15 protein-coding genes are annotated in these 13848 nt (G+C 64.9%); 12 read left to right on the top strand and 3 right to left on the bottom strand.

The genetic code is table 11. The features are described from left to right. From ACK5L9_RS19560 to ACK5L9_RS19530, 7 genes are all read left to right on the top strand, one after another. On the top strand, positions 1-1569 hold a 1569-nt coding region (locus tag ACK5L9_RS19560; protein ID WP_416913129.1), incomplete at its 5' end, for a hydantoinase/oxoprolinase family protein. After that, the gene (locus ACK5L9_RS19555; protein WP_416913128.1) at positions 1566-3209 is read left to right on the top strand and encodes a hydantoinase B/oxoprolinase family protein; all 1644 of its coding nucleotides are present in this window, start codon (positions 1566-1568) and stop codon (positions 3207-3209) included. The genes ACK5L9_RS19560 and ACK5L9_RS19555, both read left to right, overlap by 4 nt. Beyond that, on the top strand, positions 3206-4432 hold the full coding sequence (locus ACK5L9_RS19550; protein ID WP_416913127.1) for a pyridoxal phosphate-dependent aminotransferase: 1227 nt from the start codon (positions 3206-3208) through the stop codon (positions 4430-4432). The genes ACK5L9_RS19555 and ACK5L9_RS19550 overlap by 4 nt, the downstream gene beginning before the upstream one ends. Continuing rightward, positions 4429-5247 carry an NAD-dependent epimerase/dehydratase family protein gene (locus ACK5L9_RS19545; RefSeq protein WP_416913126.1) on the top strand — a complete coding sequence of 273 codons (819 nt, stop codon included), beginning with the start codon at positions 4429-4431 and terminating at the stop codon, positions 5245-5247. Before ACK5L9_RS19550 ends, ACK5L9_RS19545 begins: the two co-directional genes overlap by 4 nt. A 107-nt stretch (positions 5248-5354) precedes the next feature. Next, positions 5355-6035: an MOSC domain-containing protein gene (locus tag ACK5L9_RS19540; protein ID WP_416913132.1), complete on the top strand. Its 681-nt coding sequence runs from the start codon at positions 5355-5357 to the stop codon at positions 6033-6035. A gap of 2 nt (positions 6036-6037) precedes the next feature. Then, positions 6038-6880 (top strand): pyridoxal kinase, encoded by an 843-nt coding sequence (gene pdxY, locus ACK5L9_RS19535; RefSeq protein ID WP_416913131.1) that lies wholly within the window; start codon positions 6038-6040, stop codon positions 6878-6880. Between the two features lie 11 nt (positions 6881-6891). Continuing rightward, positions 6892-7356 (top strand): PaaI family thioesterase, encoded by a 465-nt coding sequence (locus ACK5L9_RS19530; protein ID WP_416913125.1) that lies wholly within the window; start codon positions 6892-6894, stop codon positions 7354-7356. 281 nt (positions 7357-7637) lie between these two features. Here the strand turns inward: ACK5L9_RS19530 and ACK5L9_RS19525 are convergent, their stop codons facing one another. Then, entirely contained in the window at positions 7638-8012 is a 375-nt protein-coding gene (locus ACK5L9_RS19525) for a HesB/IscA family protein (protein WP_416913124.1), read from the bottom strand. Between the two features lie 58 nt (positions 8013-8070). Continuing rightward, positions 8071-8427: an SUF system Fe-S cluster assembly protein gene (locus tag ACK5L9_RS19520; RefSeq protein WP_416913123.1), complete on the bottom strand. Its 357-nt coding sequence runs from the start codon at positions 8425-8427 to the stop codon at positions 8071-8073. Positions 8428-8598: 171 nt separating this feature from the next. Here ACK5L9_RS19520 and tgt point away from each other — a divergent pair, with 171 nt between their 5' ends. Both tgt and rnd read left to right on the top strand, forming a co-directional pair. Then, entirely contained in the window at positions 8599-9729 is a 1131-nt protein-coding gene (gene tgt, locus ACK5L9_RS19515) for a tRNA guanosine(34) transglycosylase Tgt (protein ID WP_416913122.1), read from the top strand. A gap of 120 nt (positions 9730-9849) precedes the next feature. Beyond that, positions 9850-11019 (top strand): ribonuclease D, encoded by a 1170-nt coding sequence (gene rnd, locus ACK5L9_RS19510; RefSeq protein ID WP_416913130.1) that lies wholly within the window; start codon positions 9850-9852, stop codon positions 11017-11019. 35 nt (positions 11020-11054) lie between these two features. On the opposite strand, the gene ACK5L9_RS19505 is transcribed toward rnd, so the two are convergent. After that, positions 11055-11744 (bottom strand): PAS domain-containing protein, encoded by a 690-nt coding sequence (locus ACK5L9_RS19505; protein ID WP_416913121.1) that lies wholly within the window; start codon positions 11742-11744, stop codon positions 11055-11057. Between the two features lie 325 nt (positions 11745-12069). On the opposite strand from ACK5L9_RS19505, the gene gmk reads away from it, so the two are divergent. The 3 genes from gmk to ACK5L9_RS19490 all read left to right on the top strand — a co-directional run. Then, positions 12070-12702 carry a guanylate kinase gene (gene gmk, locus ACK5L9_RS19500; protein ID WP_416913120.1) on the top strand — a complete coding sequence of 211 codons (633 nt, stop codon included), beginning with the start codon at positions 12070-12072 and terminating at the stop codon, positions 12700-12702. Continuing rightward, a complete protein-coding gene (locus tag ACK5L9_RS19495) occupies positions 12699-13217 on the top strand; it encodes a gamma carbonic anhydrase family protein (RefSeq protein ID WP_416913119.1) in 519 nt (172 codons plus the stop codon). The genes gmk and ACK5L9_RS19495 overlap by 4 nt, the downstream gene beginning before the upstream one ends. Beyond that, positions 13217-13848: sensor histidine kinase (locus tag ACK5L9_RS19490; protein WP_416913118.1), on the top strand; the 632-nt coding region annotated here is incomplete at its 3' end. The genes ACK5L9_RS19495 and ACK5L9_RS19490, both read left to right, overlap by 1 nt.

The raw sequence follows: 13848 nt of genomic DNA, 5'->3' as shown, positions 1-13848 counted from the left end.
CGCGCCCGCGAGATTATCGCCGCAAAGACCGATGTGCCGGTCTCGATTTCGTCCGAAGTCTCGCCGCAGATGCGCGAGTTCGAACGATTTAACACCGTCTGCGCCAATGCCTATGTCCGCCCGCAGATGCAGGATTACCTGAACCGCCTGCAACTGCGTCTGAAACAGACGGGCGCGGGTTGTCCGGTTTTCATGATCCATTCCGGCGGCGGGCTGATCGGGGTCGGGACGGCCGCCGAATTTCCCGTGCGGCTGGTCGAATCCGGCCCGGCAGGCGGGGCGATCTTTGCTGCCGATGTGGCGCGGCGCTTTGGCCTTGAAAAGGTCGTCAGTTATGACATGGGCGGAACCACTGCCAAGATCTGCCTGATCGAGGATTTCGCGCCAAAGACCGCCCGCACCTTCGAGGTCGCGCGAACCTATCGCTTTTGCAAGGGCTCGGGCATGCCGATTTCGATCCCCGTGATCGAGATGATCGAGATCGGGGCGGGCGGCGGCTCGATTGCCTGGGTCGATGCGATGGGGCGCATCCAGACCGGCCCGGAATCGGCGGCGTCGGAACCCGGCCCGGCCTGCTATCAGCGTGGCGGGGAACGCCCGGCCATCACCGATGCGGATCTGCTGCTTGGCAAGCTTGACCCCGACAATTTCGCGGGCGGGGCGATCCGGTTGTCGCAGGTCCGCGCCGAGGCCGCCATCACCCGCGACATCGGCGCGCGGCTTGGCCTTTCGGCTGATGCGGCGGCCTTTGGCATCGTCGAGGTGGTGGACGAAAATATGGCCAATGCCGCCCGTGTCCATGCGGTCGAGAATGGCAAGGACATTTCCGATAACACCATGATCGCCTTTGGCGGGGCCGCGCCGCTGCATGCCTCTCGGCTGTGCGAAAAGCTGGGGATCGACCGGTGCCTGATCCCGGCGGGCGCGGGGGTGGGTTCCGCCATCGGCTTTCTCAGGGCCCCGTTCGGATACGAGGCGCTGGCCTCGCAAGTGGTGCGGCTGTCCGAATTTGATGCGGACCGGATCAACGCGCTGCTGGATGATCTGACCGCCACCGCCCGCAGTTTCGTGCGCGCCGGCAGCAGCGGCGTCATCCACCACGAAAGGACCGCCTTCATGCGCTATGTCGGCCAGGGTTGGGAAATCCCGGTGATCCTGCCCGACCGCCCCTTTACCGGCAGCGATTCCGGCTGGCTGCGCGATGCGTTCCGCGCGGCCTATGCCCGCTTTTTCGGGCGCGCCATTGACGGGCTGGACGGGCTGGAAATCGAGATCGTGACCTTTTCGGTCAAGGCGCAGGACGAACGCCCCGCACCCGAGCCGCACCGGCTGACGGCCGGGCAGGCCCGAAACCATGACGGCGCGACGCGCGGCGTGTTCGACCCGGCGCAGGGACGGGTTCTGGCCACGCCGGTCATCGCGCGCGCCGGTCTGTCCCCCGGTGCGCGCATCAGCGGCCCCGTGATCATCACCGAATCCGAGACATCGACCGTCGTGACCTCGCCCTTCGATGTGGTGATGCAGACCGACGGATCCCTTCTTTTGACCCGAAAAGAGGCGCAGCCATGACCGCGACCGCAGATCCAGTTGCTGATCCGACCGCGGACATCCGCATGCTGGTCATGTGGAACCGGCTGATCTCGGTGGTTGAGGAACAGGCGCTGACGCTGCTTCGAACAGCCTTTTCGACATCCGTGCGCGAGGCGGGCGACCTGTCGGCGGGCGTCTTTGACCCGCAGGGCCGGATGCTGGCGCAGGCGGTCACGGGCACGCCGGGTCATGTCAACACCATGGCCGAGGCAGTTCTGAACTTCATGGCCGCGATTGCGCGCGACGAGATGTATCCCGGCGACACCTATATCACCAATGACCCGTGGCTGGGGACCGGGCATCTGCATGACATCACCATGGTCTCGCCCTCGTTCAGGGATGACAGGCTGGTCGGTTTCTTTGCCTGCACGGCCCATGTCGTCGATGTCGGCGGGCGCGGTTTCGGGGCAGACGGCAAATCGGTCTATGAAGAGGGGATCCAGATCCCCATCATGAAATTCGCCGAACGGGGAAAGGTGAATCGCGACCTGATCGGCATTCTGCGCACCAATGTGCGCGAGCCGAACCAGGTGATCGGCGATTGCTATTCGCTGGCCGCCTGCAACGATGTCGGCCATCGCCGCCTGACCGCGATGATGGACGAGACCGGGCTTGAAAGCCTTGAAAGCCTGAGCGCGTTCATCTTTTCGCGCACCCGCGCAGCGACGCGGGACCGGATCGCCGCGCTGCCCGCAGGCAGGTGGACGAATGAGCTGACGGTCGATGGCTATGACGATCCGGTCCGGCTGGTCGCGACGATTGAGAGGCGGGGCGATACGGTGAATGTCGATTTCACCGGCAGCGACCCGGTCAGCCGCTGGGGCATCAATGTGCCGGTCATCTATACCAAGGCCTATGCCTGCTATGCGATGAAATGCGTCATCACGCCCGATATTCCGAATAACTGGGCCTCGCTTGCCCCGTTCACCATATCTTCGCCGGTCAATATCCTGAACGCCCGGCGTCCCGCGCCGGTCAGCCTGCGGCATGTGTTCGGCCATATGGTGCCGGATCTGGTCCTGGGGGCGCTGGCGAAGGCGCTGCCGGGGCGGATCCTTGCCGAAGGCTCGGGCGCGCTGTGGAACATCCACATCTCGGCCCAGCCGCTGCCTGGAACCACGGGCCGCAACGCCGAGATCCTGATGTTCAATTCCGGCGGGATGGGTGCCCGCCCCAAGCTTGACGGGCTGTCTGCCACGGCCTTCCCCTCGGGGGTGATGACCATGCCGGTCGAGGCGACCGAGCAGACCGGCCCGGTGGTCATCTGGCGAAAAGAGCTGCGCCCGGATTCCGCCGGTGACGGGCAGTATCGCGGCGGGCTGGGGCAGGTGATCGAGATCGAGGCGGCGGCGGGGCACCAGTTCGATTTCTCGGCCATGTTCGACCGCATCGCGCATGCGCCGCGTGGCCGAAATGGCGGGCAGGACGGCGCGCCCGGATCGGCTGCGCTGGACGATGGCACGGCGATGCGGCCAAAGGGCTGGCAGCACGTTCCTGCGGGCCGTCGGCTGGTGCTGCAACTGCCCGGCGGCGGCGGTTACGGCGATCCGGCCCGACGCGGACAAGAGGCGCGGGCCATGGATGTTGCACGCGGTTATGTGACGGAGGAAAAGCAATGATGAACCATATCGCCAGCAGGCTTGCCGCCGTGAAACCCTCGGCCTCGATGGCGGCCTCGCAGGCGGCCAGAGCGCTGGCCGCGACCGGGGTGGATGTGATCGATCTGGGGTTGGGGGAACCGGATTTCCCGACCCCCCCGCATATCTGCGAGGCCAGCCACGCCGCCGCGCTGGCGGGCGAGACGCGCTATACTGCCGCTGCCGGCACCGATGCCCTGCGCGCGGCGGTTGCCGACAAGTTCCGGCGCGAAAACGCGCTGGATGCCGGGCCCGAAAATATCGTGGTCGCGAACGGGGCCAAACAGATCATCTTCAACGCGCTTCTGGCGACGCTGGACGCAGGTGACGAGGCGATCCTGCCCGCCCCTTGTTTCGTCAGCTATCCCGAGATGGTAAAACTGCTTGGCGGCGTGCCGGTAATGCCGCAATGCCCGGTGGGAAACGGCTTTCGGCTGACGCCCGGAATGCTGGAGGCTGCGATCACCCCGCGCAGCAAATGGCTGTTCCTGAATGCGCCGGGCAACCCCTCGGGGGCGGTCTACAGCAGGGCCGAGTTGCAGTCGCTTGGTGCGGTGCTGGCGGCGCATCCGCATGTGCTGATCCTGTCGGACGAGATTTACGAACATATCATCTTTGACGACCGGGCATTCGTCAGCTTTGCCGCCGCCTGCCCGGAACTGGCCGACCGCACGCTGACCGTGAACGGAGTCGCCAAGGCCTATGCGATGACCGGTTGGCGCGTGGGTTACGCCGCCGGACCCGCGCCGCTTGTCAGGGCCATGGCCACGGTGCAAAGCCAAAGCTGCACCTCGGTCGCCGCCCCCATGCAGGCAGCGGCGCTGGCGGCGCTGACCGGCCCTCAGGATTGCGTCGCGGCCTTTCGTCGGGCATTCCAGCGCCGCCGCGATCTGGTCGTGGCGGGTATCGCGCGGATCGGGGGGCTGACCCTGTCGGCCCCTGAAGGCGCCTTCTACGCCTATATCGGCTGCGAGGGGCTGATCGGGCGGGCAACGCCGCAGGGCAGGGTGCTGCAAAGCGATGCGGATGTGTCGGACTATCTTCTCGCCCATGGGCATGTCGGCTCGGTTCCAGGATCGGCCTATGGGCTGTCACCGTTCTTTCGCATTTCGACCGCGACATCGGACGAGGTGCTGACCAGCGCGGTCGCCCGCATCGCCCGCGCCGTCGCTGCCCTGAAACCCGCTACGGAGACCACCGCATGAGCCCGCGTTACGACACCATCCTGATCACCGGTGCCGCCGGACGGCTTGGCACGGAGCTGCGCCGGGGCCTCGCGCCGCTTGCGCGGAGGTTGCGCCTTGCCGATATCGGCCCCGTCGCCGATCCGCAGCCGCATGAAGAGGTGCTGAATTTCGATCTGGCCGACATGAGCGCGGCCATCGCGGCCTGCGAGGGCGTCGATGCCATCGTCCATTTCGGCGGCGCCCCGCTTGAGCGGCCCTGGGACGAGGTGCTGAACGCCAATATTCGCGGCAGCTATCACATCTACGAGGGCGCGCGGAAATACGGGGTCGGGCGGGTCGTCTATGCCTCATCGGTCCATGCCATCGGCTATCACGATCTGGAAAGCCATATCGACGCCGCTGCCCCGCATCGCCCGGACAGCCTTTACGGCCTGTCGAAATGCTTTGTCGAGGATCTGGGCAGGCTTTATTGGGACAAGTTCGGGATCGAAAGCGCGATGCTGCGGATCTTTTCGTCCTTCCCGGAACCCGCGGACCGGCGGATGCTGTGGTCCTGGCTCAGTTTTGACGATTGCGTGCGGCTGGTGACGGCGGCGCTGACTGCGCCGCGTGTGGGTTTCTCTGTCAGTTTCGGGACATCGGACAACAAGGTGAAACCGTTCGACAACCGGCTGGCCGGGCATCTGGGCTTTTACCCGCAGGACGATACCGAGAACTTCCGCGCCATGATCGAGGCGCGGACCAAAGCAACAGACCCGCTGTCCCCCGCAGTGCGATGCCTCGGTGGCTGGTTCGTCGATATCGGCCACCCGGACGACGATCCCCCGGTCTGAACGGAAATCCGCCATATCCTGCCGGCGGGCCGCGTCATCATCGTTTTCCTGTTGATCCGAAGCGCGCGGGATAGCAAGATTTCCTCGTGTTTCACGAGGGATAGATGATGACCGGCCTGACCGTGCTGACTGGACCGATCGCGCCGTTGCCGGGCAGCGATCAGCTTAGCGGAATCGCCAAAGCCAGGGTCAGCGTGCCGCTGATGCTGGGGCCGCAGGGCTTCGCGGGCGACCGGCAGGCGGATCTGCGTGTGCATGGCGGGGTGGAAAAGGCCGTGCATCATTATCCGCGCGACCACTATGCCGTCTGGCGCGACCAGATCGGCAATCATCCGTTGCTGGACGCGCCGGGCGCATTTGGCGAAAATCTGTCCGTCGCGGGCCTGACCGAAGCCGAGGTCGCGGTGGGCGACATCTTCCGGTTGGGCGAGGCGCTGGTGCAGGTCAGTCAGGGGCGGCAGCCCTGCTGGAAGCTGAACCACCGCTTTGGCGTGTCCGACATGGCGCGGCGGGTGCAGGCCAGCGGGCGCACCGGCTGGTATTACCGCGTGCTGCAGCCGGGGCTGGTCTCGCCGGGCGAAGGGCTGGAGCTGATCGACCGCATCGCGCCGGACTGGACGATCCGGCGGCTGTGGCAGGCGATGTATATCGACCGGATGAACCTTGACGATCTGGCGCGCATGGCCGCGCTTGAGGTGCTTGCCGAAAGCTGGCGCCGCCACGCTGCGCGCCGTGTCGCAAGCGGGCAGGTCGAGGATTGGCAATTGCGGCTGGAGGGTGCGCGATGATTGTGGAACGTTTGCCGCTGGTCATCTCGGTGCAAAGCCAGGTGGTGCATGGCCATGTCGGAAATTCGGTTTCGGTCTTTCCGATGCAGGCCGCCGGGCTTGAGGTGGCGGCGATCCCGACCGTGCTGTTCTCGAACACCCCCGATTATCCGACCTTGCGCGGTGCGTCCCTGTCGCCCGATCTGTTCGCCGATCTGCTGCTGGGGGTCGCGGAACGCGGGCTGCCGCAGCGGGCGGCCTATCTGATGACCGGCTATATCGGCTCGGTCGAGGTGGCGCGGCTGACCGCCGAATTTGTCACGCGCTGCAAAGAGGCCAATCCCGATCTGGTCTATCTGTGCGATCCCGTGATGGGCGATCACGAGCCGGGGCTTTACGTCTCCGAGGCCGTCGCCGCGATGATGCGCGACGTGCTGCTGCCCCTTGCCGATATCGCCACGCCCAATTCCTTCGAACTGGGGCACATGACGGGTCGGCACATCGCCTCGCTGGACGATCTGCGCAAGGCGGCCAAGGCGCTGCCCATGGCGCCGGGGGGGCGGCTGATCGCGACCGGCTGCGTGCTGGACGACACGCCGCAGGGGGTGCTGGAAAGTGTCATTCTGGTGGGCCCCGAAGCGATCAGCCGCCACCCGACGCCGCTGATCCCGGTGGCGCTGCCGGGCACGGGCGACCTGTTCTCGGCGCTGGTGGTGGTGGGTCTGGGGCATGGGCATCCGCTGGGGCAGGCCGTGGACGAAGCGCAGACGCTGACCGGCATGGCGCTGGACCATGCCCGCCGGATAGGCGCGAGAGAGGTCGTGTTGTCCTCGCCCGGATTTCGCCGCAACCTGTTGGGGATGTGACGGATTTATTCATGGGGGCGGATGGAATGAAAATCGGGGCGAGGCTGGACGAGGCGCGAATCCGCGCTCTTCGGGAACAGTTTGATCATCCGGGGCTGATGCGGCTTCTGGGCGTGCGGATCGCCGATCTGCGGCTGGGGCTGGCGGAACTGCATCTGCCCTTTCGCGCCGATCTGGCACAGCATCACGGGTTTTTCCACGCCGGAGCCAGTTCCTCGATCGCGGATCAGGCCGGGGGGATCGCGGGCTTTACCATGTTCCCCGAGGGAAGTTCGGTCCTGACGGTGGAATTCAAGCTGAACCTGATCAACCCCGCCAAGGGCGACCTGTTGCAGGCGGTCGGGCGCGTCATCAAACCGGGCCGGACGCTGACCATCTGTCAGCTTGATGTCTGGAGCGTGAGCGGCGACACGCGCCAGCATGTCGCCACGGGCCTGCAAACCCTGATCCGCATTCCCACCCCGGACCCGAACTGACCCTTGCAGGGAATGTGGCGCGGGCGGACGATCCTGACGCCCGGCCCCGGCTGCAATATATTCTGATGGCTTTTGTCCGCCCATAGCTGTTGCTGCGTGCAACAATATAGCCTGACAACATCATCACTTTAAGCGCGTCTGGCTATAAAGGCATCCGCAGACCGACTGCGCGCAAGGCGCGCTTCTGTCCGGGCGGCAGCGACGGGCCGGGCTTTGCCCGGCAGGTCCGCCTTGCAGCCAGCGGGCATCGTGCCCGTCTTTGACGCGTCCTGCGGCCTGCGTCAGCTTTTGGCGGTGCGGCTGCCCTCCAGCGGTTCAAAGCGCACCGATTCGCCGCAGCCGCAGCTTTCGGTGACATTGGGGTTGCGGAACCTGAAACCGGATTCCAGCAGGCCGGTTTCAAAGTCGATCTCGGTTCCGAACAGGAACATCTGCGCCATCGGTGCGATCAGCACCCGCGCCTCGCCCTGTTCGACGACCTCGTCGTTAGCCTCGGGTGCCGATGCCAGCTCCATCGTGTATTCCATGCCCGCGCAGCCGCCCTTTTTCAGCCCGATGCGCAGGCCGAACGCGCCCTTTCCGGTCATCAGGCGGACGATCTGTTGCTGGGCCGCCGGGGTGATGGTGACGGGCGATGTGCCGGGTATGGCGAACATGGTCAGGTTCCCTTTGATCCGTCCTGTCAAGATAGGGACGCATGCCCCCTGGCTCAAGTCACATGAAGCCCAGTTCCAGCCGCGCCTCGTCCGACATCATGTCCATGCCCCATTGCGGCTGAAAGGTCATCTCGACATCGACCTGCTTGACGCCGGGCAGCGGCTCGACCGCGTCGGCGACCCAACCCGGCATCTCGCCCGCGACGGGGCAGCCGGGCGCGGTCAGGGTCATGATCACCCGCACCTCGTTCAGGTCATTGATATCGATCGTGTAGATAAGCCCGAGATCATAGATATTGACGGGGATTTCGGGGTCGTAGACCGTCTTGCATGCCTCGACCACCGCCTCGTACAGCGGGTGGTCGGTGCTTGAAGGCGCGATCAGCGGCGCCCCTTCCATCATTGGTTCGGTCATTCGCTTCCCCTATTCCTGATTCCTGTTATAGGAATTGATCCGGTTTCACACAAGAATGAGGCCATACAAGAATGAGGGAGGAAAAACCGGATGCCTCTTTCCTCGCGCATGCACGGCATGGGCATGTCGCGACCGTTTGTCGAAACCCGCGCGTCAGAGTAAACGATGCGCATGAGCCGATTCTCTTTCCGTATCGAGGCCCGTGACGGGCAGGCGCGCCGGGGTGTCATCGATACCCCCCGCGGCCAGATTCGCACCCCCGCCTTCATGCCGGTGGGTACCGCCGCCACCGTCAAGGCGATGCTGCCCGAATCAGTGCGCGAAACCGGGGCCGATATCCTGCTGGGCAACACCTATCACCTGATGCTGCGGCCGGGGGCGGAACGGATCGACCGGCTGGGAGGGTTGCACCGTTTCATGAACTGGCCGCGCCCGATCCTGACCGATTCGGGCGGGTTTCAGGTCATGAGCCTTGGTCCGCTGCGCAAGCTGACCGAAGATGGCGTGACCTTTGCCAGCCATATCGACGGCAGCAAGCATGTGCTGACCCCCGAACGCAGCATGCAGATCCAGCGTCTTCTGGGCAGTGACATCGTGATGGCCTTCGACGAATGCCCGGCGCTGCCTGCCAGCGACGAGGATGTGGCCAAATCCATGCGGCTGTCGATGCGGTGGGCGCAGCGGTCGCGCGATGCCTTTGGCGACCGTCCGGGCCACGCGCTGTTCGGGATCATGCAGGGCGGCGTGACGCGCGATCTGCGCGAGGAATCGGCCGAGGCGCTGAAAGCCATCGGTTTTGACGGCTATGCCCTTGGCGGGCTGGCCGTGGGCGAGGGGCAAGAGGCGATGTTCGGTGTGCTGGACTATGCGCCCGGTTTCCTGCCCGAGGACAAACCGCGTTATCTGATGGGGGTGGGCAAGCCTGACGACATCGTGGGTGCGGTCGCGCGCGGGGTCGATATGATGGATTGCGTGCTGCCCTCGCGTTCAGGGCGGACCGGGCAGGTCTGGACGCGGCGCGGGCAGATCAACATCAAGAACGCCCGCCATCAGGACGACCCTCGTCCGCTGGACGAAGATTGCACCTGCCCCGCCTGCCGCAACTATTCGCGGGCCTATCTGCACCATGTCTTTCGCGCCGGTGAAATGATCAGCGGCATGCTGCTGACATGGCACAATCTGCACTATTATCAGCAGTTGATGGCAGGGCTGCGCAATGCAATTTCAGCGGGCGCTCTGGACAGTTTTGTTTCCGATTTCAACGCGCAACGGGCAGAAGGTGATATTCCGCCGCTGAGCTAACCCTACGTAATGTGGTCGCATGGCCATTGTGGCCCTTCCCAACGCGGCAAGTTCAGCATATTGCAGCCGCAACTGGCGGACGAACCGCCCAAAGGTGAAAAGAGCCTTATGAGCCAGAACATTTCCACGATCACCCGCACCGAGGATCTTGCCCGTTTCTGCGAAGCGGCGAAATCGGCACCCTATGTCACCGTCGATACCGAATTTCTGCGAGAGCGGACCTATTGGTCGCGTCTCTGCCTGATCCAGCTTGCCATACCGCCGGCCAGCGACGGCGACAAGCAGGGCGGCGAGGCTGTGCTGGTCGATCCGCTGGCCGAGGGGCTGTCGCTGGAACCGCTATACGATCTGTTCCGGCATCGGCAAACGATGAAGGTCTTTCACGCCGCGCGGCAGGATCTTGAAATCTTCTTTCACGATGCCAGCCTGTTCCCCGAGCCGCTGTTCGATACGCAGGTCGCGGCGATGGTCTGCGGCTTTGGCGAGCAGGTCGGCTATGAGACGCTGGTGCGCAAGATCGCCCGCGCCGGGCTGGACAAATCCTCGCGTTTTACCGATTGGTCGCGCAGGCCGCTGTCGGATGCGCAGAAAGCCTATGCACTGGCCGATGTGACGCATCTGCGCGCGATCTATGAATATCTGTCGGCGCAGTTGAAGCAGAATGGCCGCGAAAGCTGGCTGGTCGAGGAAATGGGCGTGCTGACCGACCCGGAAACCTATATCACCCGCCCCGGAGAGGCGTGGATGAAGGTGCGCACCCGGACCAGCTCACCGCGCTTTCTGGCGATTCTGCGTGAATTGGCGCGATTCCGTGAAAGCTATGCGCAGGATCGTGACATTCCCCGTTCGCGTGTGTTCAAAGATGACGCGATGATCGAACTCGCCTCGACCAAGCCCACGAATGAGGCCGATCTGGGCCGGTCGCGCCTGCTGCTTCGCGAGGCACGCAAGGGCGAGATCGCGGCCGGCATTCTGGCGGCGGTCAAGGCCGGGCTGGATGCGCGGGATTTGCCGCAGCCCAAAAAGGACGAACCCGGCAAGCCCGGCAATCCGGCGCTGTCTGATCTGCTGCGGGTGCTGCTGAAGGCCAAGGCCGATGCGGCGGGGGTTGCCCCCAAGCTGATCGCCTCGGCTGCCGATCTGGATGCCATCGCCACGGGCGAACGCGATCTGTCGGCCTTGCAGGGCTGGCGATCCGATGTGTTTGGCCGCGACGCGCTGCGACTGGCCGCAGGAGAGATTGCCCTGTCGGCGCAGGCGGGCGTGGTACGCGTAGTTCCGGCGCGATAGGGGTGGATGTCGGGCAGAGGTGGATTGTCGGGCGTTCAGGCCTGGCCGTCGGCCACGACCCTGAACATCGCCCGGCGCTGTTCGGGCGAATCGGCTTCGGTGATCCGCGCGCGGGGTGACGGCTGCGGCTTCTTTCGGGCCGTCGCGCCGGCCAGGGCACCCGACTGTGGACCTGAAAGCCCGTACATTGACGGCGAGGGTTTCAGGACCGTGCCACCGGGCACGACCGGAGTAATGGTTTCGCTGACCAGATCGAAGCGGCGTGGCGCAACCCCCAGTTCTCCGTCCGAGATCAGGCAGCCAAGGGCGCGGGTGACATCGCCCAGATCGGATTTCAGCGGCAGAAGCAGCATCTTGCCATGCAATTCGGGCCGGGCATATTCGCCCCGCGCGGTCAGCGTCATCTCGACGATCTGCGGGGCCTTGAATACCGATTCCAGTACATCGGACAATCGCCCGCGCGACGAGGGGTTCAGGACGGCGCAAAGCGGCATCCCGCGCACCTCCATCCCCATCAGGTCGATCAGATGCCGCCCGGCCAGCCGAAAGCGCGCCGCGCCGGGGGCGATTCGTTCCAGAATAAAGGCGTAGTCCAGGGATCTGTGAATGCTGCGCGGTTCGATTTCGGACCTTGCGGGGATGGCGCGCCCCTGTCGCAGGCTTTGCCAGTATTCGCGCATCTCGATCAGCAAACGCGAGGGATTTGTGCGATCAAAATCAGCCATACGCAGCACCTGGCCGGATGTCGCCCCGCTGTTGCCGGCGACCCGCATATCCCTGTCCTCGCTTTGTGTGTCCGACATTCCCATGCCCCCCGATCTTACTCGTGACCCGGCTGCATGAATGATTGCATCACGCAGCACTTTTACAACCTAAAAAAGCATGACCAGAATAAACACAAGCACAGCCCATGCCGAGTCGTTTCCTAACAGATGGTTAAGAACATCCGGGGGTTGTGTAAAAGCACAGTTTGTTGATCTGCGATCCGCCCTTGCATGTCGAGGGCGCGTGGTCCATCCCCCTGACCAGCCGCAGACGCAGGAAAAGACGATGAAACGGACCGGATTGCTGATCATTCTCTCGTCGCCCTCGGGTGCCGGAAAATCCACACTGGCGCGGCGGCTGATGGAATGGGATCCGCATCTTCGCTTTTCCGTTTCCGCCACGACGCGCGCCCCTCGTCCGGGCGAGGTTGACGGGCGCGACTATTATTTTACCACAACCGATGATTTCCGGGCCAAGGTCGCCTCGGGGCAGATGCTGGAACATGCCGAGGTGTTCGGCAATTTCTATGGCAGCCCGCGCGGCCCGGTCGAACAGGCCATGCGCGACGGGCGCGACACGCTGTTCGATGTGGACTGGCAGGGTGGCCAGCAGATCCGCGCCTCGGCGCTGGGGCGGCATGTGGTGTCGATCTTTGTGCTGCCGCCCTCGCTGCCGGAACTGGAACGCAGGCTGCGCGCGCGCGGGCAGGACAGCGATCAGGTGATCGCGGGGCGCATGCAGAAAAGCCGTGCCGAAATCAGCCATTGGGCGGAATATGATTATGTCCTGGTCAATGACGATCTGGACGCGACCGAGGCACGGCTGCGCGCCATCCTGACCGCCGAGCGCCTGCGCCGCGACCGGCAGGTGGAACTGGGCGATTTCGTGAAACATCTGATGGAGGAGCAGCACTCGTGATCTGGGAACTGGACGGGATCGTGCCGCAAATCGCCGCAGAGGCCTGGGTCGCGCCGGATGCGCAACTGATGGGCCGCATTGTGCTGGAAGCCGAAAGCTCGGTCTGGTGGGGGGCGGTGCTGCGCGGCGATAACGAGGAAATCCGCATCGGTCGGGGCAGTAATGTGCAGGATTTAAGCGTGTTTCACACTGATCCGGGCTATCCGCTGATTGTCGGTCAGAACTGCACCATCGGCCACCGCGCCATCCTGCATGGCTGCCGGATCGGCGATGGCGCGCTGATCGGCATGGGAGCGACCATCCTGAACGGCGCAACGATCGGCGCGGGGGCGCTGATCGGGGCAGGCGCGCTGATCGCCGAGGGCAAGGAAATTCCCCCCGGCGCGCTGGTCATGGGTGCACCGGGCAAAGTGGTGCGGCAACTGGACGAGGCGGCGCGGGCCGGCCTGCTGCAATCGGCGGAACGTTATCGCCGGAACGCCGCGCGGTTCCGCGCCGGCCTGCGCCCGGCCTGATGACCGGGCGTGCCGCAGGGCACCGGCTGGCCGGGTTTCTGAACGGCGTACCCGTCGCGATGCTGGCGGTGGATGGCGATGCGCGCACGCTGGCCGCCAACCGCCCGGCCGAGGCGATGTTCGGCACCGGCCTGACCGACCGGCCTTTTGTCACCATCATGCGCCACCCCGCCGTGGTCGCTGCGCTGGACTGGGTTCTGGACCCTGCCCGCAATCCCGCCCCTGCGGTCGATCCCGCGCTGCCTGCTCCGCCGGATGGCGGCGCGCGGCTGCGTGCGGTGATCAGGGCGGACGGGCGCGACCTGATGACCGAGGTGACAGTCGCGCCGATGCCGCGCGGTTCTGGGCATGGCGCATTGGTCGCCGTGCTGGATCACTCCCTTGCCGACGAGGCCGAACAGACCCGCCGCGATTTCGTCGCCAATGTCAGCCACGAACTGAAAACCCCGCTGACCGCGCTGATCGGCTTTGTCGAGACGCTGCGCGGCCCGGCCCGAGATGACGCCTCTGCCCGCGCCCGGTTTCTGGACATCATGGCGCGCGAGGCCAGCCGCATGAACCGGCTGATTCAGGATCTGCTGTCTCTCAGCCGGGTGCAGGCCGAGGAACGCAGCAGGCCGCTGGCAACGGT

Source organism: Paracoccus sp. (in: a-proteobacteria), assembly GCF_047973135.1.
In the GTDB taxonomy this organism is placed as follows: domain Bacteria; phylum Pseudomonadota; class Alphaproteobacteria; order Rhodobacterales; family Rhodobacteraceae; genus Paracoccus.
Note: the sequence above shows the minus strand (reverse complement) of the source record. Positions and strands in the feature narration are given on the sequence as shown.